At 47.8% G+C, this 24063-nt stretch carries 24 protein-coding genes and 5 tRNA genes; all 29 read right to left on the minus strand.

All coding sequences use genetic code 11. From position 1 onward, the window contains the following. Position 1: 1 nt before the first annotated feature. Complete coding sequence (gene rplP, locus A7981_RS09505) at positions 2-418, minus strand: 50S ribosomal protein L16 (protein ID WP_067267427.1); 417 nt, start codon at positions 416-418, stop codon at positions 2-4. Beyond that, entirely contained in the window at positions 402-1118 is a 717-nt protein-coding gene (rpsC, locus tag A7981_RS09510) for a 30S ribosomal protein S3 (protein ID WP_067267429.1), read from the minus strand. The genes rplP and rpsC overlap by 17 nt, the downstream gene beginning before the upstream one ends. A 10-nt stretch (positions 1119-1128) precedes the next feature. Continuing rightward, on the minus strand, positions 1129-1458 hold the full coding sequence (rplV, locus tag A7981_RS09515; RefSeq protein WP_067267431.1) for a 50S ribosomal protein L22: 330 nt from the start codon (positions 1456-1458) through the stop codon (positions 1129-1131). A gap of 10 nt (positions 1459-1468) precedes the next feature. Next, the gene (gene rpsS / locus A7981_RS09520; protein WP_067267433.1) at positions 1469-1744 is read right to left on the minus strand and encodes a 30S ribosomal protein S19; all 276 of its coding nucleotides are present in this window, start codon (positions 1742-1744) and stop codon (positions 1469-1471) included. Positions 1745-1749: 5 nt separating this feature from the next. Then, positions 1750-2583 (minus strand): 50S ribosomal protein L2, encoded by an 834-nt coding sequence (gene rplB, locus A7981_RS09525; protein WP_067267434.1) that lies wholly within the window; start codon positions 2581-2583, stop codon positions 1750-1752. An 8-nt stretch (positions 2584-2591) separates the two neighbouring features. Then, positions 2592-2912 (minus strand): 50S ribosomal protein L23, encoded by a 321-nt coding sequence (gene rplW, locus A7981_RS09530; protein WP_067267437.1) that lies wholly within the window; start codon positions 2910-2912, stop codon positions 2592-2594. Continuing rightward, the gene (gene rplD, locus A7981_RS09535) at positions 2909-3535 is read right to left on the minus strand and encodes a 50S ribosomal protein L4 (protein WP_067267439.1); all 627 of its coding nucleotides are present in this window, start codon (positions 3533-3535) and stop codon (positions 2909-2911) included. Before rplD ends, rplW begins: the two co-directional genes overlap by 4 nt. Beyond that, positions 3535-4179, minus strand: a complete 645-nt coding sequence (gene rplC / locus A7981_RS09540) for a 50S ribosomal protein L3 (RefSeq protein WP_067267441.1) — start codon at positions 4177-4179, stop codon at positions 3535-3537. The genes rplD and rplC overlap by 1 nt, the downstream gene beginning before the upstream one ends. A gap of 119 nt (positions 4180-4298) precedes the next feature. Further along, positions 4299-4607, minus strand: a complete 309-nt coding sequence (rpsJ, locus tag A7981_RS09545) for a 30S ribosomal protein S10 (protein ID WP_011478646.1) — start codon at positions 4605-4607, stop codon at positions 4299-4301. 68 nt (positions 4608-4675) lie between these two features. Further along, positions 4676-5866, minus strand: a complete 1191-nt coding sequence (gene tuf, locus A7981_RS09550) for an elongation factor Tu (protein WP_067267444.1) — start codon at positions 5864-5866, stop codon at positions 4676-4678. A gap of 60 nt (positions 5867-5926) precedes the next feature. Then, the gene (gene fusA / locus A7981_RS09555) at positions 5927-8017 is read right to left on the minus strand and encodes an elongation factor G (RefSeq protein ID WP_067267446.1); all 2091 of its coding nucleotides are present in this window, start codon (positions 8015-8017) and stop codon (positions 5927-5929) included. A 32-nt stretch (positions 8018-8049) separates the two neighbouring features. Further along, the gene (rpsG, locus tag A7981_RS09560) at positions 8050-8520 is read right to left on the minus strand and encodes a 30S ribosomal protein S7 (RefSeq protein WP_067267449.1); all 471 of its coding nucleotides are present in this window, start codon (positions 8518-8520) and stop codon (positions 8050-8052) included. Between the two features lie 36 nt (positions 8521-8556). Beyond that, positions 8557-8934 (minus strand): 30S ribosomal protein S12, encoded by a 378-nt coding sequence (rpsL, locus tag A7981_RS09565; RefSeq protein ID WP_015829259.1) that lies wholly within the window; start codon positions 8932-8934, stop codon positions 8557-8559. A 110-nt stretch (positions 8935-9044) separates the two neighbouring features. Then, positions 9045-13292, minus strand: coding sequence for a DNA-directed RNA polymerase subunit beta' (gene rpoC, locus A7981_RS09570; protein WP_067267451.1), 4248 nt, complete (start codon positions 13290-13292; stop codon positions 9045-9047). A 9-nt stretch (positions 13293-13301) separates the two neighbouring features. Next, positions 13302-17474 carry a DNA-directed RNA polymerase subunit beta gene (gene rpoB, locus A7981_RS09575; protein ID WP_067267452.1) on the minus strand — a complete coding sequence of 1391 codons (4173 nt, stop codon included), beginning with the start codon at positions 17472-17474 and terminating at the stop codon, positions 13302-13304. Between the two features lie 159 nt (positions 17475-17633). Beyond that, positions 17634-18017 carry a 50S ribosomal protein L7/L12 gene (gene rplL / locus A7981_RS09580; RefSeq protein ID WP_067267453.1) on the minus strand — a complete coding sequence of 128 codons (384 nt, stop codon included), beginning with the start codon at positions 18015-18017 and terminating at the stop codon, positions 17634-17636. A gap of 29 nt (positions 18018-18046) precedes the next feature. Further along, positions 18047-18571 carry a 50S ribosomal protein L10 gene (gene rplJ / locus A7981_RS09585; protein WP_067267905.1) on the minus strand — a complete coding sequence of 175 codons (525 nt, stop codon included), beginning with the start codon at positions 18569-18571 and terminating at the stop codon, positions 18047-18049. A 276-nt stretch (positions 18572-18847) separates the two neighbouring features. Continuing rightward, on the minus strand, positions 18848-19540 hold the full coding sequence (gene rplA, locus A7981_RS09590) for a 50S ribosomal protein L1 (RefSeq protein ID WP_067267454.1): 693 nt from the start codon (positions 19538-19540) through the stop codon (positions 18848-18850). Between the two features lies 1 nt (position 19541). After that, complete coding sequence (gene rplK / locus A7981_RS09595; protein WP_067267457.1) at positions 19542-19973, minus strand: 50S ribosomal protein L11; 432 nt, start codon at positions 19971-19973, stop codon at positions 19542-19544. A 141-nt stretch (positions 19974-20114) separates the two neighbouring features. Continuing rightward, positions 20115-20651, minus strand: coding sequence for a transcription termination/antitermination protein NusG (nusG, locus tag A7981_RS09600; RefSeq protein ID WP_067267459.1), 537 nt, complete (start codon positions 20649-20651; stop codon positions 20115-20117). Beyond that, on the minus strand, positions 20651-20998 hold the full coding sequence (gene secE / locus A7981_RS09605) for a preprotein translocase subunit SecE (protein ID WP_067267462.1): 348 nt from the start codon (positions 20996-20998) through the stop codon (positions 20651-20653). The genes nusG and secE overlap by 1 nt, the downstream gene beginning before the upstream one ends. Positions 20999-21038: 40 nt before the next feature. Then, positions 21039-21114: transfer RNA gene (locus A7981_RS09610), tRNA-Trp, on the minus strand. Between the two features lie 82 nt (positions 21115-21196). Continuing rightward, positions 21197-22387, minus strand: coding sequence for an elongation factor Tu (gene tuf / locus A7981_RS09615; RefSeq protein WP_067267444.1), 1191 nt, complete (start codon positions 22385-22387; stop codon positions 21197-21199). Between the two features lie 93 nt (positions 22388-22480). Further along, positions 22481-22555: transfer RNA gene (locus A7981_RS09620), tRNA-Thr, on the minus strand. Positions 22556-22591: 36 nt separating this feature from the next. Next, positions 22592-22667, minus strand: a tRNA-Gly gene (locus A7981_RS09625). 45 nt (positions 22668-22712) lie between these two features. After that, positions 22713-22797 (minus strand) — tRNA-Tyr (locus A7981_RS09630). Between the two features lie 65 nt (positions 22798-22862). Then, positions 22863-22938 (minus strand) — tRNA-Thr (locus A7981_RS09635). 42 nt (positions 22939-22980) lie between these two features. Further along, entirely contained in the window at positions 22981-23397 is a 417-nt protein-coding gene (locus tag A7981_RS09640; RefSeq protein WP_067267464.1) for a ClpXP protease specificity-enhancing factor, read from the minus strand. A gap of 1 nt (position 23398) precedes the next feature. Continuing rightward, entirely contained in the window at positions 23399-23998 is a 600-nt protein-coding gene (locus tag A7981_RS09645; RefSeq protein ID WP_067267466.1) for a glutathione S-transferase N-terminal domain-containing protein, read from the minus strand. Positions 23999-24063: the final 65 nt, after the last annotated feature.

Raw genomic sequence — 24063 nt, forward strand, 5'->3', positions numbered from 1 at the left:
TTCAGCTCCCAATATGACGGGTAGTGAATGTTGTCTCGATTGGCAACTTAGCAGCAGCCAAACGGAACGCTTCACGCGCTAGCTCTTCGCTCACGCCGTCCATTTCATATAACATTTTACCTGGCTGGATTTGAGCAACGTAGTATTCAGTACTACCTTTACCGTTACCCATACGTACTTCAGCAGGCTTCTTAGAAATTGGTTGATCAGGGAAAATACGAATCCACACCCGACCACCACGCTTGATGTGACGCGTCATCACACGACGCGCGGCCTCAATCTGGCGAGCAGTCAAACGACCGCGACCAATTGCCTTAAGGCCATATTCACCAAAACTCACTTTATTACCCGTAGTTGCAATGCCCTTGTTACGGCCTTTTTGCATCTTACGATATTTTTGTCTAGCTGGCTGTAGCATTTTTCGCCCCTGACTTTCTTGCTTTTTTCTCTGGCTCGGCAGCTATTGCAGCAACAGGTTGTTCACCTTTACCAGCAAATACCTCACCCTTAAATACCCAAACTTTAATACCGATAATGCCGTATGTCGTTTGCGCTTCAGCAACACCATAATCGATATCAGCACGCAACGTATGTAGTGGCACACGACCTTCGCGATACCATTCTGTACGTGCAATTTCGATACCATTCAAACGACCTGAGCTCATGATCTTGATACCTTGAGCACCAAGACGCATTGCATTTTGCATTGCGCGCTTCATGGCGCGACGGAACATCACACGTTTCTCAAGCTGTTGCGCGATACTTTCAGCAATCAATGTCGCATCGATTTCAGGCTTACGCACTTCTTCGATGTTCAGATGTACTGGCACACCCATCAGACCTTGCAGGGTAGAGCGTAAGGATTCGATATCCTCACCCTTTTTACCAATCACAACACCAGGACGTGCACTATAAATAGTGATCTTGGCATTCTTTGCAGGGCGCTCAATGATGATACGGCTCACGGCTGCATGAGAAAGTTTCTTCTTGAGGAATGTACGGACCTTGATGTCGCCACTCAACATTGAAGGAAAGTTTTTGCTGTTTGAATACCAACGAGATAACCAATTTTTCTGGACACTCAGACGGAAACCAAACGGATGTATTTTCTGACCCATATCGATTCCTTTAGTTACCGACAGTCACAGTGATGTGACTGGTTGGTTTAATAATCTTGCCTGCACGACCTTTAGCACGGGCACGAATACGCTTAAGCACGATACCTTTATCAACATAGATTGAAATCACTTTCAACTCATCGATATCAGCACCTTCGTTATGCTCGGCATTGGCAATCGCAGACTCAACAACTTTCTTGATAATCTCAGCACCTTTTTTAGGTGAGAAATTCAAGATGTTGAGCGCAAAATCCACTTTTTTACCGCGCACCAAGTCAGCAACTAAACGGGCTTTTTGTGGCGACAGATGAACACCTTTTAACACTGCAGATACTTGCATCGTCATACTCCTACTTCTTAGCCTTTTTATCGGCTGCGTGACCCTTGAAAGTACGAGTCAATGCAAATTCGCCGAGTTTGTGGCCAACCATGTTTTCTGAAATCAGTACAGGCACATGCTGTCTGCCGTTGTGTATTGCAATGGTCAAACCGATGAAGTCAGGCAGGATAGTAGAACGACGTGACCAAGTCTTGATCGGCTTACGATCACGATTTGCAGATGCCACTTCTACTTTTTTTGCCAAATGACCATCAATGAATGGACCTTTTTTAATTGAACGTGCCATATCGATTACCTCTTATTCGCTGGACGACGAGCGACGCGCATATTATCGGTACGCTTGTTACGACGTGTACGGTAACCCTTAGTAGGCGTACCCCATGGGCTAACAGGGTTCATACCTGCAGCAGTCTTACCTTCACCACCACCGTGCGGGTGATCTACCGGGTTCATCACCACACCGCGAACGGTTGGGCGAACACCACGCCAGCGCATCGCACCAGCTTTACCGATAGAGCGCAATGAATGCTCTTCATTACCGACTTCACCGATGGTTGCTTTGCAATCAACGTGTACGCGACGCACTTCACCAGAACGCAAACGCAACTGAGCATAGCTGCCTTCACGCGCAAGCAACTGAACTGAAGTACCAGCAGAACGCGCAATTTGCGCACCCTTACCTGGTTGCAATTCGATGCAGTGGATCGTGCTACCGACAGGAATATTGCGCAAAGGCAATGCATTACCTGCTTTGATCGGTGCATCAGAACCGCTTACCAATTGCGCACCAGCAGCTATGCCGCGTGGAGCGATGATGTAACGACGCTCACCATCCGCATAAACCAGCAATGCAATATGTGCGCTACGGTTTGGATCGTATTCAATATGCTCAACTTTAGCTGGAATACCATCTTTATTACGGCGGAAATCCACCAGACGATAATGCTGCTTATGACCGCCACCTTGGTGACGAATCGTGATGTGACCATTATGGTTACGGCCAGCCTTTTTGCTTTGCTTTTCTAGCAAAGGCGCATGAGGCTTACCTTTGTACAGATCCGGTGTAACAACTTTCACTACGGCGCGGCGGCCAGGTGAAGTTGGCTTTACTTTAATTAGTGCCATGATTTCTCCTATTCGCCTGCTGCAAAGTTGATTTCTTGACCTGGCTTCAAGCTCACATAAGCTTTCTTCCAGTCCTTACGGCGACCTAGAACACGGCCAGCACGTTTTACCTTACCCTTAACGTTAGCAACGGTAACGGCATCCACTTCAACCTTAAACACCAACTCAACCGCTGCCTTGATTTCAAGCTTAGTAGCATCAGTGCGCACTTTAAATGCGATCTGCTGATTCTTATCGGCGATACGAGTAGCTTTTTCAGTGATCTGTGGCGCAAGAATGACTTGCAACAAACGATCTTGAGTCGCTATCAGATTTTGATTTGTGCTCATGCTAGCAACTCCTCAAGTTTTTTAACCGCACCCTTGGTAGCAATAACATTAGCAAAACGCACCAAGCTGACAGGGTCAACATATTGCGCTTCCAACACTAATACATGCGGCAAGTTACGTGAAGACAAGTAGAGATTCTCATCGAAAGTGTCAGTCAACACCAACACACCTTCGGCATAACCAAAACCTTTGATCTTTTCAACCAACACCTTAGTTTTTGGTGAGTCTACTGTGAACTCTTCTACAACACTCAGACGATCCTGACGAACAAGCTCAGAAAGGATAGAACGAATACCAGCACGGTAAGCCTTACGATTTACCTTATGGCTGAAATTTTCATCTGGGCTATTTGGGAAAGCGCGACCGCCTCCACGCCAGATCGGACTTGAGCTCATACCAGCACGTGCACGGCCAGTACCTTTTTGGTTCCATGGCTTGTGCGTCGTATGGCTAACATTGCCACGACCTAATTGGGCGCGTGTAGCAGTGCGCGCATTTGCTTGATAAGCAACAACCACTTGGTGAACTAGCGCCTCATTGAATTCACGACCGAACGTGATTTCAGAAACCTCTAGACCGCTCTTAGCTGGCTTACCGTTTTTATCAATTAATTTAAGTTCCATTATGCGCTCGCTTTCACGGCAGGACGCACAACAACGTCACCGCCCTTGGAACCAGGTACAGCACCCTTGATCAGAAGAAGGTTGCGCTCAACATCAACGCGAACGATCTCTAAGTTCTGTACGGTAGTTTTAATAGCGCCCAAATGGCCAGGCATACGCTTACCAGGGAATACTCGACCCGGATCTTGCGCCATACCGATAGAACCAGGCACGTTATGTGACCTAGAGTTACCATGGGATGCACGATTTGAGCTGAAGTTGTGGCGCTTGATCGCACCAGCAAAACCCTTACCGATTGAAGTACCAGTGACGTCAACGATTTGACCTGCCTGGAATATTTCAACAGTAACATTAGATCCAGCTGCGTAGTTTGCAGCATCACCTTCAGCAACTTGAAATTCTTTGCTACCTGAACCAGCCACAGCACCAGCTTTGGCATAATGCCCAGCAAGCGCCTTATTAACACGGCTAGCACGGCGTTCGCCATGCGTCAGTTGAAGGCTTGAATAGCCATCACTTGCAAGTGTTTTGACCTGCGTCACACGGTTTGGCACAACTTCCAACACTGTTACTGGAATGCTTTCGCCTTCATCAGTAAAAATGCGGGTCATACCCACCTTGCGACCAATAAGCCCTAAGCTCATGATCATTTCCTTATAATAATTAAAGGGCCGATTACAATTGACCGACCTGTTTTCATGCGAGGGGCGGATTATACCGAACCCTCAATATTTTTACAACTTATCTTTTATAACTTAACTACTTACAGCTTGATTTCTACATCCACACCAGCTGGAAGATCCAACTTCATCAAGGCATCGACAGTCTTATCAGTAGGATCTACGATATCCATCAGACGCTGATGGGTACGAATCTCGAACTGATCACGAGAAGTTTTATTCACGTGCGGTGAACGCAAAATGTCAAAACGTTCGATACGTGTTGGCAAAGGCACCGGACCTTTAACAACAGCGCCTGTGCGCTTTGCAGTTTCTACGATTTCCAAAGCTGACTGATCGATCAAACGATAGTCAAATGCCTTAAGACGAATACGGATTTTTTGAGCTGCCATTTTACTTTTCCTTAAAGAGCGAAACGGCAGGTGTAAGAACCACCTGCCGTTTTAAGTTTAACTACTATTTATTCAATAATTTTAGCGACGACACCGGCACCGACGGTACGACCACCTTCACGGATAGCGAAGCGTAAGCCGTCTTCCATGGCGATAGGCGCAATCAATGCAACAGTGATGGATACGTTATCACCTGGCATCACCATTTCTGTACCTGCTGGCAATTCAACTGCGCCAGTCACGTCTGTGGTACGGAAATAGAATTGTGGGCGGTAGCCGTTGAAGAATGGTGTATGACGACCACCTTCATCTTTACCTAACACGTAGATCTCAGCTGCGAACTTGGTATGTGGCTTGATTGAACCTGACTTAGCCAATACTTGACCACGCTCAACTTCTTCACGTTTAGTACCACGTAGCAACACGCCAACGTTGTCACCTGCTTGACCTTGGTCAAGTAACTTACGGAACATTTCAACGCCAGTACATGTTGTCTTGAGGGTTGGCTTGATACCAACGATTTCGATTTCATCACCAACCTTAACGATACCGCGTTCGATACGGCCAGTTACTACAGTACCGCGACCTGAGATCGAGAATACGTCTTCTACTGGCATCAGGAATGCGCCGTCGATTGCGCGTTCTGGTGTTGGGATGTAGCTGTCTAGTGCGTCAGCTAGTTTGAAGATTGATGGTTCGCCGATTTCAGATTGGTCGCCTTCAAGGGCAAGCTTAGCTGAACCGTGTACGATCGGAGTGTCATCACCCGGGAAATCGTATTTAGAAAGCAACTCACGCACTTCCATTTCTACGAGCTCTAATAGTTCTGCGTCATCGACCATGTCTGCCTTGTTCAGGAACACGACGATGTATGGAACACCAACTTGGCGAGCCAAGAGGATGTGTTCACGTGTTTGGGGCATAGGACCGTCAGCTGCGGAGCAAACTAGGATCGCGCCGTCCATTTGAGCAGCGCCAGTGATCATGTTCTTGACATAATCGGCGTGGCCTGGACAGTCAACGTGTGCGTAGTGACGTGCGGCTGTTTCGTATTCAACGTGAGCGGTATTGATGGTAATACCACGTGCCTTTTCTTCTGGGGCTGCGTCAATGTCTGCATATCCCTTAGCTTCACCACCGAACTTCTTTGAAAGAATCGTCGTGATCGCCGCTGTTAGCGTGGTCTTGCCATGGTCAACGTGACCAATCGTACCTACGTTTACGTGCGGCTTCGTCCGCTCAAATTTACCTTTTGCCATGATTGCTTTCCTTTATTAATCTAACTTAACAGTAAGTTTAGAATGTATTAGCGTTAGTGTTTATTTCTTGTTAATGATGGCTTCTGCCACGTTTCTTGGTGCTTCAGAGTAATGCTTGAATTCCATGCTGTAGCTAGCACGGCCTTGTGACAAGGAACGTACAACAGTTGAGTAACCAAACATCTCAGCAAGCGGCACTTCAGCGCGAATCACCTTACCACTCGCGTTATCTTCCATACCTTGAATCATGCCACGACGTGAAGACAAGTCACCCATTACATCACCCATGTAATCTTCAGGCGTTTCAACTTCAACAGCCATCATAGGCTCAAGAAGAATTGGATCCGCCTTACGCATACCATCTTTGAAACCAATCGAAGCCGCCATTTTAAATGCATTTTCATTGGAGTCGACATCATGGTAAGAACCATCGAACAATGTAACTTTTACGTCAACAACTGGGAAACCAGCCAATACACCACTAGGAATGGTCTCTCTCAAACCTTTCTCAACCGCAGGAATGAATTCGCGAGGCACAGTACCGCCCTTGATTTGATCAACGAACTCAAAACCTTTACCAGGCTCATTTGGCTCCATGATCAACCAAACGTGACCATATTGGCCCTTACCACCTGATTGCTTAACGAACTTACCTTCAACTTCAACTTTCTTCTTGATGGCTTCACGATAAGCAACTTGCGGAGCACCAACGTTAGCTTCAACGTTGAATTCACGCTTCATACGATCAACCAGAATCTCAAGGTGCAGCTCACCCATACCAGAAATAATAGTCTGGTTTGTTTCTTCATCAGTGCGCACACGGAATGAAGGATCTTCTTGCGCCAAACGATTCAGGGCAATACCCATCTTCTCTTGGTCAGCTTTAGTTTTAGGCTCAACAGCAACGTGAATCACTGGCTCAGGGAATATCATGCGCTCAAGAATCACAATATTATCTGGGTCGCAAAGCGTATCGCCAGTAGTTGCATCCTTCAAACCCACAGCCGCAGCGATGTCGCCAGCGTGAACTTCTTTGATTTCTTCACGCTGGTTAGCATGCATCTGCAAGATACGGCCTAAGCGCTCTTTTTTACCCTTGATCGGGTTATAAACAGTGTCGCCAGAATTCACGACGCCAGAATAAACGCGGAAGAAAATAAGCTGACCTACAAACGGGTCAGTCATGATCTTGAACGCAAGCGCGGAGAACTTCTCATTGTCAGCAGCTTTACGCTCAACGATCTTACCATCATCGTCCTCACCCTTAACCGGTGGAATATCTAATGGAGATGGCAAGAAGTCGATCACGGCATCCAGCATACGCTGAACACCTTTGTTCTTGAACGCAGTACCGCACAGCATCGGCTGAATCTCGTTGGCGATCGTACGATCACGCAACGCTTTAATGATCTCAGCCTCAGAAAGATCGCCCTCTTCCAAGTATTTATTCATGAGCTCTTCGTTAGCTTCTGCAGCCACTTCAAGCATATTCTCGCGCCACTTACCAGCTTCCGCAGCTAGGTCAGCAGGGATGTCTTCGTAAGTGAACTTAGTACCCTGGCTAGCCTCATCCCAGAAGATGGCTTTCATCTTGATCAGATCGACCACACCCTTGAATGTATCTTCGGCGCCAATAGGAATAACAACAGGCACAGGGTTAGCTCTTAGGCGAGCCTTTAGCTGCTCATATACCTTGAAGAAGTTGGCACCAGTACGGTCCATCTTGTTGATAAATGCCAAACGAGGCACTTTATATTTGTTAGCCTGACGCCACACAGTCTCAGACTGAGGCTGCACGCCGCCCACAGCACAGTACACCATACATGCGCCATCAAGCACACGCATAGAGCGCTCAACTTCAATCGTAAAGTCAACGTGACCTGGGGTATCAATAATGTTGATACGGTGCTCAGGATAGTTACCGGCCATACCCTTCCAGAACGCAGTCGTCGCAGCAGAAGTGATCGTGATACCACGCTCTTGCTCTTGCTCCATCCAGTCCATGGTAGCAGCGCCATCATGCACTTCACCAATTTTATGGTTTACACCGGTATAGAAAAGAATACGTTCAGTTGTCGTCGTTTTACCGGCGTCAATGTGCGCACTAATACCAATGTTACGATAGCGTTCAATAGGGGTTTTACGAGCCACAGCAAGTACCTTTACTTAAATTTCTTGATGATTTAGAAGCGGAAATGCGAGAAGGCTTTATTAGCTTCTGCCATACGGTGAACTTCTTCACGCTTCTTCATTGCAGAACCGCGACCTTCTGAAGCCTCTACAAGCTCAGCAGCTAGGCGCAAGCCCATAGACTTTTCACCACGCTTACGGGCAGCATCACGCAACCAACGCATCGCCAAAGCGCTACGACGGCTTGGACGCACTTCAACTGGCACTTGATAGTTAGCACCACCTACACGGCGGCTTTTAACTTCAACAACAGGGCGCAGATTGCTGATTGCCAGCGTAAATACTTCCAGCGCCTCTTTGCCACTCTTGCTTGTGACTTGATCGAACGCACCATAAAGGATACGCTCAGCAACTGACTTTTTACCGCCAGTCATCAGCACATTGATGAACTTCGATACTTCCTGGCTTCCGAATTTTGGATCAGGCAGAATATCGCGCTTGGGAACTTCTCTACGTCTTGGCATAGCTTTCTCGATTCTTTAACTTGTTAACAGCGCCAATTAAGCTGCTTTAGGGCGCTTAGCACCATACTTGGAACGGGACTGCTTACGATCTTTCACGCCCGCAGTATCCAGGCTACCGCGCACCATGTGGTAACGCACACCCGGCAAATCCTTTACACGACCACCACGCAGAAGAACTACTGAGTGCTCCTGCAAGTTATGACCTTCACCGCCGATGTAGCTAATAACTTCATAGCCATTGGTCAGACGTACTTTTGCCACTTTACGCAAAGCCGAGTTAGGCTTCTTAGGCGTAGTCGTGTATACACGAGTACATACCCCACGTTTTTGTGGACAGCTTTCAAGAGCTGGGACCTTGCTCTTGGTTACTACTTTTTGGCGCGGCTTGCGCACTAATTGATTGATGGTTGGCATAACCTTTAGCCTTTATATTTTAACCGCTAAAAATTACGGGATGGCGAATAGCCATCCCGGAAAACTTAGCATTCTATTAAGCGTTGTATGTATTGTCAAGCTGCGTATTGCTACGCAACTTCCGTATTACCTGTCGCCTCTTCAGACTGAGTACCAGTTTCTTCAACTTCTGGTGCCGAGTCAGCAATAACAGATGGTGCTGCATCTACGCCTGACGCTTGACGTTTACGCGTCTCGTGATAGGCCAGACCTGTACCTGCAGGAATCAAGCGACCAACGATCACATTTTCCTTCAAGCCGCGCAATTCATCACGTTTGCCCAAGATTGCAGCTTCAGTAAGAACACGCGTTGTTTCCTGGAAGGAAGCAGCAGAGATGAACGAGTCTGTCGACAATGAAGCCTTAGTGATACCAAGCAACACATATTCGAACGTTGCAGGGCGTTTGTTCTCTGCAACAACGCGTTCGTTTTCTGCCAACAAGTCAGCACGCTCGACTTGCTCACCTAAGATGAAGCTTGTCTCACCTGCATCAGATACACGTACACGACGCAACATCTGACGCACGATCACTTCGATGTGCTTGTCATTGATCTTAACGCCTTGCAGACGGTAAACGTCTTGCACTTCGTCGATGATGTAACGTGCTAGCGCTTCACGACCTTGCAGTCTCAAGATATCTTGAGGATCTGCTGGACCGTCAACAATGCTTTCACCCTTAGTCACCACTTGACCGTCATGCACAGTCACGTGCTTGTCCTTAGGAATCAGGAACTCATGAGAAACGCCGTCCAGATCTGTGAAGACCAAGCGTTGTTTACCCTTTGTATCCTTACCGAAAGACACAGTACCTGTGACTTCAGCCAGCATACCGGCATCTTTTGGTGAACGCGCTTCAAACAATTCAGCTACGCGTGGCAGACCACCAGTGATGTCGCGAGTCTTGGATGACTCTTGCGGGATACGTGCAAGCACTTCACCCACGCCGACATCCTGACCGTCTTTCACCGTGATGATGCAACCCAGTTGGAAGGTGATGTTCACTGAAGCGTCACCGCCAGAAACCTTCACTTCTACGCCATTCGCATCAAGCAATTTCACTTGAGGGCGCAGGCCTTTAGATTGACCAGCACGTTGCTTAGGATCGATCACCACGAGTGATGACAAACCAGTCACTTCATCGATCTGCTTAGCAACGGTAATACCTTCTTCGACGTTCTCGAATTTCACCTTACCGGCGTATTCAGTAATGATCGGGCGGGTATGTGGATCCCATGTTGCTAATGCTTGACCTGCTTTTACAGTCTTGCCGTCAAGCAATTGCAATGTCGCACCGTAAGGCACTTTATGACGCTCACGCTCACGGCCGTTCTCATCTTGAATGATCGCTTCGCCATTACGTGAAATGACGACCTGCTCATTACGCGCATTGGTAACATAACGCATCGTTGATGTGAAACGCACGATACCGTTGGATTTACTTTCAACCTGACTGATAGAAGCTGCACGCGATACCGCACCACCGATGTGGAACGTACGCATGGTCAACTGAGTACCAGGCTCACCGATGGATTGCGCAGCAATCACGCCGACCGCTTCACCCATGTTGATGAGCTTACCGCGACCCAAGTCACGACCGTAACATTGTGCGCAGATACCGTAACGCGTATCGCAAGTTAATGCAGTACGCACTTTGACTTCATCAATACCGAGTGAATCGATATGCTCGACTTCATCTTCAGTCAACAATGTACCAGCAGAGTAAACAACCTGTTGATTCTCTGGGTTAACCACATCAAGCGCTGCTACACGACCAAGGATACGGTCATGCAATGGCTCAACAACTTCACCACCCTTAACAAGGGCTTTAGTGACCAGACCTTCTACCGTACCGCAATCATGCTCAGTAACAACCAAGTCTTGTGTGACGTCAACCAAGCGGCGAGTCAGGTAACCGGAGTTAGCTGTCTTCAACGCGGTATCTGCAAGACCCTTACGTGCGCCGTGTGTTGAGATAAAGTATTGCAACACGTTCAGACCATCACGGAAGTTAGCAGTGATCGGCGTTTCAATGATCGAACCATCCGGTTTTGCCATCAAACCGCGCATACCAGCCAACTGACGCACCTGCGCAGCAGAGCCACGGGCACCAGAGTCGGCCATCATGTAAATCGCATTGAATGACTCTTGCTTGATGATTTTGCCTGATGCATCTTTGGTGACATCACCGTTAGCATCCAGTACTGGCTCTTCACGCAGTTGTTTCATCATGGCATCAGCGACTTTATCGCCGGCACGACCCCAGATATCGACCACCTTGTTATAGCGCTCACCCTGAGTCACTAGACCAGACACGTATTGGTCTTCGATCTCCTTGACTTCAGATTCAGCCGCCGCAATGAGTTGCTCTTTCTCTGGTGGCACCAACATGTCATTGATGCTGATGGAGATACCTGCGCGTGTGGCATAGGTGTAGCCCATATACATCAATTTATCAGCAAGAATCACCGTCTCACGAATGCCTACCTTACGGAAACCGGCATTGATCAGCTTGGAGATTTCTTTCTTCTTTAATGCTTTATCGATAGTGCTGAATGGCAAGCCTGCTGGCAGGATTTCTGAAAGCAATGCGCGGCCAACCGTTGTTTCATAACGGGTGATCTTTTCTTGTTTAGTGCCATCAACATCCAGATCATATTCCTTGATACGCACAGTGATGCGCGCATGGATATCGATCAAGCCACCATCATAAACACGCTGTACTTCTTGTACGTTTGCAAAGCGCATGCCTTCACCACGAGCGTTCACTTTATCGCGCGTCATGTAGTAAAGTCCCAACACGATATCTTGTGAAGGCACGATGATTGGCTCACCGTTGGCTGGAGACAATACGTTGTTAGATGCAAGCATCAATGTACGCGCTTCCATTTGTGCCTCAAGGCTCAATGGAACGTGAACAGCCATTTGGTCACCGTCAAAGTCGGCGTTGAACGCAGCACAAACCAATGGGTGCAATTGAATTGCTTTACCTTCGATCAAAACTGGCTCGAACGCCTGAATACCCAAACGGTGCAACGTAGGTGCACGGTTCAACAATACTGGATGCTCGCGAATCACGTCCTCAAGGATGTCCCAGACTTCTGGTCCTTCCTCTTCAACCTTCTTCTTGGCAGCTTTGATCGTTGTCGCAAGACCTAATACTTCCAACTTATGGAAGATGAATGGCTTGAATAACTCAAGCGCCATTTTCTTAGGCAAACCGCACTGGTGCAGTTTAAGTTGCGGACCAACCACGATCACTGAACGACCAGAGTAATCCACACGCTTACCAAGCAAGTTCTGACGGAAACGACCGCCCTTACCCTTAATCATGTCAGCAAGCGATTTCAATGGGCGCTTGTTAGCGCCTGTCATTACCTTACCGCGACGACCGTTATCAAGCAGCGAATCAACCGCTTCTTGCAGCATACGTTTTTCGTTACGTACAATGATCTCTGGTGCCTTCAACTCTAACAGACGCTTCAAGCGGTTGTTACGATTGATCACACGGCGGTATAAGTCATTCAAATCAGATGTCGCAAAGCGGCCACCATCCAATGGCACCAACGGACGTAATTCTGGTGGCAATACTGGCAATACTTCTAAGATCATCCATTCTGGCTTGATGCCAGATTTCTGGAAAGCTTCCAATACTTTTAGACGCTTTGAGATCTTCTTTATCTTAGCTTCTGAACCGGTTTCAGTGATGTCGCGACGCTGTCTTTCGATCTCGTTGTGTACATCCATTGTGCGCAATAATTCACGTACAGCTTCAGCACCCATCACGGCATTGAATTCGTCACCGTACTCTTCGACCTTGGCCAAATAGTCATCTTCAGTCAACAACTGACCACGTGTAAGTGGGGTCATGCCTGGATCGATGACGATATATGCTTCAAAGTACAATACACGTTCGATATCACGCAATGCGATATCCAATACCATACCCAAACGGCTTGGCAGGCTCTTTAAGAACCAGATATGCGCAACTGGGCTAGCCAGTTCGATGTGCGCCATACGTTCGCGACGAACCTTTGAAAGTGTGACTTCAACGCCACATTTTTCGCAGATCACACCACGATGCTTCAGGCGTTTGTATTTACCGCAAAGACACTCGTAATCTTTGATAGGGCCAAAGATCTTCGCGCAGAACAAACCATCACGTTCCGGCTTGAATGTACGGTAGTTAATAGTTTCAGGCTTTTTAACTTCGCCATAAGACCAGGAACGAATTTTTTCAGGAGATGCCAAAGCAATCTTGATGGCATCAAATTCTTCTTCTTGGGTTACCTGCTTAAATAAGTCTAATAGAGCTTTCATGTAATCTCCTTAGTTCCTGTCCAGGTCAATATCGATAGCAAGCGAGCGGATTTCTTTCACTAGCACGTTGAATGATTCCGGCATGCCGGCGTCAATCTTGTGCTCGCCCTTGACGATGTTCTCGTAGACCTTGGTACGGCCGGATACATCATCAGACTTGACGGTGAGCATTTCCTGCAAGGTGTAAGCGGCACCGTAGGCTTCCAACGCCCAGACTTCCATCTCACCGAAGCGCTGACCACCGAACTGAGCTTTACCACCCAGCGGTTGTTGCGTGACCAGTGAGTAAGGTCCGGTTGAGCGGGCATGCATCTTGTCATCAACCAAGTGATGCAGTTTAAGTACATGCATATAACCTACCGTCACAGGACGCTCGAACGTCTCGCCAGTACGGCCATCGATCAACTTAACTTGTGTCTTGCCCGCAGCGAACTGCAATTGCTTGGTACGTGGATCATCGTCCGGGAACGCCAGATCTAGCATCGCACGGATGTCAGACTCAGCAGCACCGTCAAACACTGGCGTTGCGAATGGTACGCCACGCTCAAGGTTCTTCGCCAATTCCAGCACTTCAACATCGCTCAGCGACTTGATGTCTTCTTTCTTGCCGCTGCTTTCGTTATAGATCTGGTCGATAAACTTACGGACTTCAGCAACCTTAGTCTGGCTACGCAGCATTTCACCGATACGCATACCTAGACCCTTAGCTGCCCAACCTAAGTGAGTTTCAAGAATCTGACCGATATTCATACGTGATGGAACGCCCAGCGGATTCAATACGATATCCATTGGTGTGCCGTCAGCCATGTGCGGCATATCTTCGATCGGAACGATCTTCGATACCACACCCTTGTTGCCGTGACGGCCAGCCATCTTGTCACCAGGCTGGATACGACGTTTAACAGCCAAATAAACCTTGACCATCTTCTGTACGCCAGGCGGCAACTCATCGCCTTGCGTCAGCTTACGTTTTTTCTCTTCGAACTTATTATCAAAAGTGATACGCGCTTGTGACAAGCTGTCTTTCAACTGCTCAAGCTGGCGCGCGGCATCTTCATCAGACAAGCGAATGTCAAACCAATCGTAACGACCGATACCATCTAGGTAGTCAGCTGTAAGCGTATCGCCCTTTTTCAGCTTGTTAGGACCACCGGTCGCAACCTTACCTTCGATCAAGCGACGGATACGACCGAACGCATCGTCTTCAACGATACGCATCTGGTCAGCCAAATCTTGCTTGTAATGACCAAGCTGATCATCAATGATCTGTTGCGCACGTGTATCACGGTCGATACCTTCACGTGTGAACACTTGCACATCGATCACGGTACCTGACATACCTGAAGGTACACGCAGTGATGTATCTTTAACATCAGAAGCTTTTTCACCGAAAATAGCACGGAGTAATTTTTCTTCTGGTGTCAGTTGTGTCTCACCCTTAGGTGTTACTTTACCGACCAATACATCGCCAGCCTCAACTTCAGCACCGATGTATATAATGCCTGAGTCATCCAAACGGCCAAGCATACGCTCAGACAAGTTTGAGATATCACGGGTGATTTCTTCAGCACCAAGCTTGGTATCACGGGCAACAACTGATAACTCTTCGATATGGATAGAGGTATAGCGGTCATCTGCCACGACGCGCTCAGAAATTAGGATCGAATCTTCAAAGTTATAACCGTTCCATGGCATAAATGCCACGAGCATGTTTTGACCCAATGCCAACTCGCCCATATCGGTAGAAGCGCCATCGGCAATCACGTCGCCGCGCGCCAATACGTCACCGATATTTACAAGCGGACGTTGGTTGATGTTTGTATTCTGGTTAGAACGGGTGTACTTGGTGAGGTTATAGATATCCACACCAACTTCACCGGCTGCAGCTTCGGCATCATGCACACGTACCACGATACGGCTTGAATCCACATAATCTACGATACCGCCACGACGCGCCTGAACGATAGTACCAGAGTCAATCGCCACTGTACGTTCAATACCTGTACCGACCACGGCCTTTTCAGCACGTAGACATGGCACAGCTTGACGTTGCATGTTGGCGCCCATCAATGCACGGTTCGCATCATCGTGTTCCAAGAATGGAATCAGTGAAGCAGCTACTGAAACGATTTGACCAGGAGCAACGTCCATATATTGAACACGGTCAGGTTGTGACATCGTGAATTCATTATGGTAACGCGCAGAGATCAGGTCTTCCTTGAAACCACCCTTTGGATCCAATTCAGTATTCGCCTGAGCGATCATGTATTGGCTTTCCTCAATCGCAGACAAGAAATCAATATTGGCCGAAACCTTATTGTTTTCTACACGTCGATATGGTGTCTCAAGGAAACCATACTTATTGGTACGCGAATACAATGCCAATGAGTTGATCAGACCGATGTTCGGGCCTTCAGGCGTCTCAATCGGGCATACACGACCATAATGCGTTGTATGTACGTCACGCACTTCAAAACCAGCGCGTTCACGTGTCAGACCACCAGGGCCAAGTGCTGAAACACGACGTTTGTGCGTGATTTCAGACAATGGGTTGGTTTGATCCATAAACTGTGACAATTGGCTTGAACCGAAGAACTCGCGGATAGCACTTGAAACAGGTTTAGCATTGATCAAGTCATGCGGCATCAGATTATCTGACTCAGCCTGGCTCAAACGCTCTTTCACTGCACGCTCAACGCGGACAAGACCGGCACGGAATTGATTCTCGGCCAACTCACCAACGGAACGGATACGACGGTTACCCAAGTGGTCGATGTCATCGATTTCACCACGGCCGTTACGCAGCTCAAGCAGAACTGAGATTACAGCCAGGATATCTTCGTGAGACAATATGCCCGGGCCTTCAGCGCCACGCGCGCCCACTGTTTCGTAGAAACGGCGCAGCCAAGCAGCTGAACGATCTTCTACTTTTTCAGGGAATGCACGGCGGTTGAACTTCATGCGACCTACAGTCGACAGATCATAACGATCTTCATTGAAGAACAGACCATCAAACAATGCTTGAACAGCATCTTCAGTCGGCGGTTCGCCTGGGCGCATCATGCGGTAGATAGCAACACGCGCTGAATATTGGTCTGGGATTTCATCGATACGCAATGTTTGAGAAATATAATCGCCATGATCAAGGTCGTTTGCATACAGCGTATTGACCTTGCCAACTTTGGCTTCGCGTAATTTCTCAAGCAAAGTCTCAGTGATCTCGTCATTCGCATTCGCTACGACTTCACCCGTCTCTTTATCTACGATACCAGCACTGATTGAACGGCCGAGCATGAACTCATCAGGCACATTGATCTTACTGATACCCGCTTTTTCCATATCACGGATATGCTTAACGGTGATACGTTTATCCTTGGCAACGACAACTTTGCCTTCTTTATCAAGGATATCAAATTTAGCGACTTCACCACGCAAACGCTCTGGCACTAATTCGAACTGCACAGCCTTCGCTGTGATGTGGAAAGTATCCACATCATAGAATGTCGCAAGAATCTGCTCAGGCGTAAAGCCCAATGCTTTAAGCAGGATAGTGACAGGCATCTTGCGACGGCGGTCAACACGGAAATACAAGTAATCCTTAGGATCGAATTCGAAATCGAGCCATGAACCACGGTAAGGGATGATACGAGCAGAGAATAGCAACTTGCCTGAGCTGTGCGTTTTACCGCGATCATGCTCAAAGAATACGCCAGGACTACGATGCAACTGGGATACGATCACACGCTCGGTACCATTGATCACGAAAGAACCGTTCTCAGTCATCAAAGGCAATTCGCCCATGTAGACTTCCTGCTCTTTCACTTCCTTCACGGTAGGCTTTGAAGCCTCTTTATCCATGATAGTGAGGCGTACTTTAACGCGCAATGGTGCAGCATAGGTCAAACCACGTTGCTGACACTCTTTAACATCAAACGGCTCAGCACCCAAGGTATAGCTCACATAATCAAGGCGAGCATTACCAGAATGACTGACGATAGGGAAAACCGAGCTGAATGTTGCCTGCAATCCTGCGTCATCGCGCTTATCGGCTGCAACATTGGCTTGTAAAAATGCAGCGTAAGATTCTAATTGCATCGCGAGCAAGTATGGAACTTCTTGCACACTTTCGCGTTTAGCAAAACTCTTACGAATGCGTTTTTTCTCGGTAAAGGAATAGCTCATAGCATCTCCTGAGGGTAGAGGGTATAGAACAGAAAGCGATTATTCACTCGCTGTTGTATAACTTCTAAACACAACTTGATTAATCAGTACAACAACACAGCTTACAAAAAAAGGTGAAGGCTGGCGGTTTCCCGCCAGCCTGCCTACTCATACAACCAATTACTTGATTTCTGCCTTAGCGCCAGCTTCTTCAAGCTTCTTCAGTGCAGCTTCAGCATCAGCCTTGGAAACGCCTTCCTTGATTGCTTTAGGAGCGCCGTCAACCAAGTCCTTAGCTTCTTTCAAGCCAAGGGCTGTCAATTCACGAACAGCCTTAATTACGTTCACTTTGTTGTCGCCAGCTGCAGTCAAGACTACGTCGAACTCAGTCTTTTCTTCAGCGGCAGCAGCGCCAGCGCCAGCTGCTGGAGCAGCAGCAACAGCAACAGCAGCGGCAGCAGCTGAAACACCAAACTTCTCTTCCAAGTCTTTGATTAACTCAGATAGTTCAAGCACTGACAGTGACGCGATTGCGTCAATAATTTCTGTTTTAGATAAAGCCATTTGTAATACTCCTGATAATATTTTGTTGATTAAGCAGCTTGCTTTTGATCACGCACTGCAGCAAGACCACGTACGAACTTCGTAGGCACTTCATTAAGCGTGCGAACAAAGGTAGCAATCGGTGCTTGCATAGTGCCGAGCAATTTAGCCAGCAACTCTTCACGACTAGGCATAGTAGCCAGAGCCTGAACGCCTTTGGCATCCAGAACCTGATTAGGCAACCCACCCGCCTTGATCACGAACTTGTCATTTGCTTTAGCAAAGTCGTTAAGGACTTTCGCTGCAGCAACTGGATCGGTAGAGATACCGAATACCAGTGGGCCAACGATGTCGTTTGATAAACCAGAGAACGGTGTGCCATCAACAGCACGACGTACTAGCGTATTTTTAAGAACGCGCAAGTACACACCGGATTTTCTGGCATCAGCGCGCAACTTCGTAATTTCGCCCACTTCCAAGCCACGATACTCAGCAAGTATGATTGACTGAGCTTTCGAGACTTGCTCGCTAACTTCAGCAACTACTGCCTTTTTCTGTTCAAGATTAAGACTCAAAGTCTTACCTCCTTCCGTTAATTGAGCACTCATACAAAACATATGAGCACCTACCCACGGCGACCTTTCATCAGGGGATTACTTATCCTGTTTTAGGGAACGCCATCTGCGTAGGATTCCTGCTACTCGACACACAAGTTGCATGCATCTTTCAAAGTTGATTAAACCCTTGCGGGCTCCTACGGTCTTTGATGATCTCGTTACTGCTTCCAATAACGAGCCCAAAGCCTTTTGCCGAGACAGTCATTAGACTGCCTCGATTCATTCATTTACAACTTAAACCAGATTAGCCTGATCCACACGTATACCAGCGCCCATGGTGCTAGATACAGAAAGCTTCTTCAGGTAAACACCTTTAGTCGAAGCTGGCTTCGCCTTATTCAAGGCATCCACTAATGCAGCCAAATTGCCTTGCAAAGCTTCAACCGTGAAAGATGCACGACCGATAGTGCAATGTACGATACCGCCTTTATCTGTACGGTATTGAACTTGACCAGCCTTAGCATTCTTAACAGCGGTAGCGACATCAGGTGTCACAGTACCAACCTTAGGATTAGGCATCAGACCGCGTGGGCCCAGCACCTGACCAAGCGTACCAACAACACGCATCGCGTCTGGTGTAGCAATTGCCACATCAAAGTCCAAGAAACCACCCTTAACCTGCTCAGCCAAGTCGTCAAAACCAACGATATCTGCACCAGCAGCTTTAGCCGCTTCAGCAGCAGCGCCCTGTGCGAACACAGCAACGCGCTTTGTTTTACCAGTACCGTTAGGCAATACCAATGCACCGCGTACCAATTGGTCTGACTTACGGGCATCAATACCAAGATTGATCACAGCATCTACAGACTCATCGAACTTTGCAGTTGCGATCTCTTTAACCAAAGTCAACGCTTCAGCCACTGGATAGATCTTATTGCGATCTACTTTAGCCTGAATTGCCGCTACTCTTTTAGATACATTAGCCATGTTATACACCCTCCACTTCAATACCCATGCTGCGCGCGCTACCAGCGATAGTGCGAACTGCCGCATCCAGATCAGCTGCTGTCAAGTCAGGCGCCTTGGTCTTGGCGATCTCTTCAGCTTGCGCACGCGTGATCTTACCTACCTTGTCGGTATGTGGACGTGGGGAACCTTTATCGATCTTGGCTGCTTTCTTGATGAGGATAGTCGCCGGAGGCGTCTTCATCACGAATGTGAAGCTCTTATCAGCAAATGCAGTGATCACAACAGGGATCGGCAGACCAGGCTCTAAGCTCTGAGTCGCAGCATTAAATGCCTTACAGAATTCCATGATATTCAAACCACGTTGACCAAGCGCTGGGCCAACAGGTGGACTAGGGTTGGCTTTACCTGCAGGAATCTGCAGCTTGATATAGCCGATAACTTTCTTTGCCATTTTAATACTCCTAATATGGGTGCAAACGCTCTAAAAACGAGTTTTAAAGCTCCCCAGTTTGGTAAACCGACTCACGTCGGACTATTTTGCTTAATTCAATAAGCAATGCACCATTTGCAATAAGCAAACAGTGCAAAAAACTTAAACTTCTTTTTCGATCTGGCTGAAATCCAGCTCAACCGGTGTCGCACGGCCAAAGATCACGACAGACACACGCAACTTGCTCTTTTCGTAGTTGATATCTTCAACATTGCCAGAGAAGTCTTTGAATGGGCCATCGATAACACGCACAGACTCGCCCTTTTCGAAAGTAAGCTTCTGTGTCGGATTACTCTTGCTGTCATCCATACGCTGCAGGATGATCTCAACTTCTTTATCTTTAATAGGCGTAGGCTTTAATGCTGTACCACCGATAAATGCAGTCACTCTCGGCGTACTCTTCACCAAGTGCCAGCTATCATCATTCATCTGCATCTGCACCAAGACATAACCCGGATACAACTTACGCTCGGTAATCGTCTTCTGGCCGCTTTTCATTTCGACCACTTCTTCAACCGGCACAAGAATCTGACCAAAATCATCTTTTAGATCAGAACGGGCAATACGCTCTTCCAAACCACGTTGCACTGATTTCTCAAAACCTGAGAAAGCCTGCACTGCATACCATCGCATATTCATTACGCGCTCCGCCCCATCAGCACTTTAACCATCCACAAGAAGCCGATATCAACAGCCCATAAGAACAGAGCCATCACAACGACCAAACCAAAAACAGCTAATGTAGTTTGTATGGTGTCTTTACGACTCGGCCAAACAACACGACGCGCTTCCGCGACTGACTCGCGCGCAAACGTGAAACCACTTTGTCCAAGCGGCGTAGTCCACACAACGGCCAGACCAGCGATAACACCCGCAAGCACAGCCAAAATCCGTAGAACAAGCGCCTGCTCAGAAAGCAGGTAAAAGCCAGCAACACCCGCCACAACCAGCAGCAAGGCAAGGACAAGCTTGATTTTATCTATCATATTGTTATGTGCACTTAAGTTAATGCTTCTATCAAAATTCTGGCAGGCCAGGAGGGCCTCGAACCCCCAACCTTCGGTTTTGGAGACCGACACTCTGCCAATTGAGCTACTGGCCTAAAAACTTTTCAGGAACGCATAAGGGCTGCGCTGGTTTGATTCAAAAATCATCGCAGCACAGCCCCGCAATCCTTGGATTATTTATTCAATAATTTTAGCGACGACACCGGCACCGACGGTACGACCACCTTCACGGATAGCGAAGCGTAAGCCGTCTTCCATGGCGATAGGCGCAATCAATGCAACAGTGATGGATACGTTATCACCTGGCATCACCATTTCTGTACCTGCTGGCAATTCAACTGCGCCAGTCACGTCTGTGGTACGGAAATAGAATTGTGGGCGGTAGCCGTTGAAGAATGGTGTATGACGACCACCTTCATCTTTACCTAACACGTAGATCTCAGCTGCGAACTTGGTATGTGGCTTGATTGAACCTGACTTAGCCAATACTTGACCACGCTCAACTTCTTCACGTTTAGTACCACGTAGCAACACGCCAACGTTGTCACCTGCTTGACCTTGGTCAAGTAACTTACGGAACATTTCAACGCCAGTACATGTTGTCTTGAGGGTTGGCTTGATACCAACGATTTCGATTTCATCACCAACCTTAACGATACCGCGTTCGATACGGCCAGTTACTACAGTACCGCGACCTGAGATCGAGAATACGTCTTCTACTGGCATCAGGAATGCGCCGTCGATTGCGCGTTCTGGTGTTGGGATGTAGCTGTCTAGTGCGTCAGCTAGTTTGAAGATTGATGGTTCGCCGATTTCAGATTGGTCGCCTTCAAGGGCAAGCTTAGCTGAACCGTGTACGATCGGAGTGTCATCACCCGGGAAATCGTATTTAGAAAGCAACTCACGCACTTCCATTTCTACGAGCTCTAATAGTTCTGCGTCATCGACCATGTCTGCCTTGTTCAGGAACACGACGATGTATGGAACACCAACTTGGCGAGCCAAGAGGATGTGTTCACGTGTTTGGGGCATAGGACCGTCAGCTGCGGAGCAAACTAGGATCGCGCCGTCCATTTGAGCAGCGCCAGTGATCATGTTCTTGACATAATCGGCGTGGCCTGGACAGTCAACGTGTGCGTAGTGACGTGCGGCTGTTTCGTATTCAACGTGAGCGGTATTGATGGTAATACCACGTGCCTTTTCTTCTGGGGCTGCGTCAATGTCTGCATATCCCTTAGCTTCACCACCGAACTTCTTTGAAAGAATCGTCGTGATCGCCGCTGTTAGCGTGGTCTTGCCATGGTCAACGTGACCAATCGTACCTACGTTTACGTGCGGCTTCGTCCGCTCAAATTTACCTTTTGCCATTTCCGTATCCTTTAACCTGGCTTTCTAAGCCGTTTCAAGTTAATGAAGTAGTTCGCCTATAAAACGATGCAACAATTTAGTCAGCACCATTCATGGTGCCCATGGCGGGAATCGGACCCGCGACCTCTCCCTTACCAAGGGAGTGCTCTACCACTGAGCCACATGGGCGATTTACAATCCCGCTTAATAAATTCTAAATTTCCGTGGAGCGGGCGACGAGGTTCGAACTCGCGACATCTTGCTTGGAAGGCAAGTGCTCTACCAGCTGAGCTACACCCGCACACCTCACCAGAAATCAACGCCCTGGCTCCTGAACAACTTTTACTGGTGGAGGGGGAAGGATTCGAACCTTCGTACTCTGAGAGAACGGATTTACAGTCCGTCGCCTTTAACCACTCGGCCACCCCTCCAAACCGAACCCAAGATTATGCTGACATTTTGACAATCTGTCAAACGCATTTGGGTAAAAGAAAATTGGTGCCGGATGTCGGAATCGAACTGACGACCTTCGCATTACAAGTGCGCTGCTCTACCAACTGAGCTAATCCGGCATTTGATCGGTCTCACATAAAGAGACCTTGGTGACTTACTAACTACTTAACCAACGTTAGCGTTGGCTTTTTTGCTTCTTTCGGGGTGCTCTCCGAACTTACTACAACTTCACTTGCCTCTGCATCTTTGCTGACCTCAGGCTTATCTTCCTCTTGGAAAAACATGCCCTGACCATTTTCGCGTGCAAAGATACCACGAACCGCATTGATTGGCACATACAAATTATTTGATACACCACCAAATCGCGCCGAGAATGTAATCGTTTCGTTGCCAATTTGCAAGTCTTTTGTTGCTGCATAGTTTAAATTAAGAACAATTTCACCATTCTTAACATAAGCCAGCGGCACTCGCGTTTCGGCATCTACCGCAACCAAAAGATGTGGCGTGAAGCCATTATCAACGCACCACTCGTGGAGCGCCCGCACTAAGTACGGCTTGGTTGAAGTAGACTCGCTCATATTACTTGCGCATCGCCTTCTCTGATGGCGTCATCGCTTCGATGTAAGCCGGGCGAGAGAATATACGTTCTGCGTATTTAAGTAAAGGGGCTGCCTGCTTAGGCAACTCAATACCGTAATGTCCCAAACGCCACAACAACGGCGCTATCGCGACATCCAGCATAGAAAATTCATCACCTAAAATATATTCTTGACGACTAAACAAGGGCACGATTTGTGTCAGATTATCACGAATAGCCACACGCGCTTTGTCAGCCGCTTTTTGATTGCCAGACTCGATATCAGGAATATGCGCGAAAAGCTCTTGCTCAAAATTATGCAAGAACAAGCGCGCACGGGCACGCATCACAGGATCAGCTGGCATCAATTGTGGATGAGGAAAACGCTCATCTATATACTCATTGATGATGTTTGCTTGTTGCAATACGAGGTCGCGCTCAACCAGTACAGGCACGGTATTATGCGGATTGATGACAGCCAGATCTTCAGGCTTGTTAGCAAGGTCGACATCAATCACCTGAAAATCCATGCCTTTTTCAAACAGAACAATGCGGCAACGGTGGCTATATGGGTCAGTTGTACCCGAATATAATGTCATCATAATCTTTTAGTTTTTCCTACTCGCTAATGCGTAACTCGCTATTTTACAACTTTCGAAACAAAACT

Source organism: Methylovorus sp. MM2, from assembly GCF_001648895.1.
Taxonomy (GTDB): Bacteria; Pseudomonadota; Gammaproteobacteria; order Burkholderiales; family Methylophilaceae; genus MM1.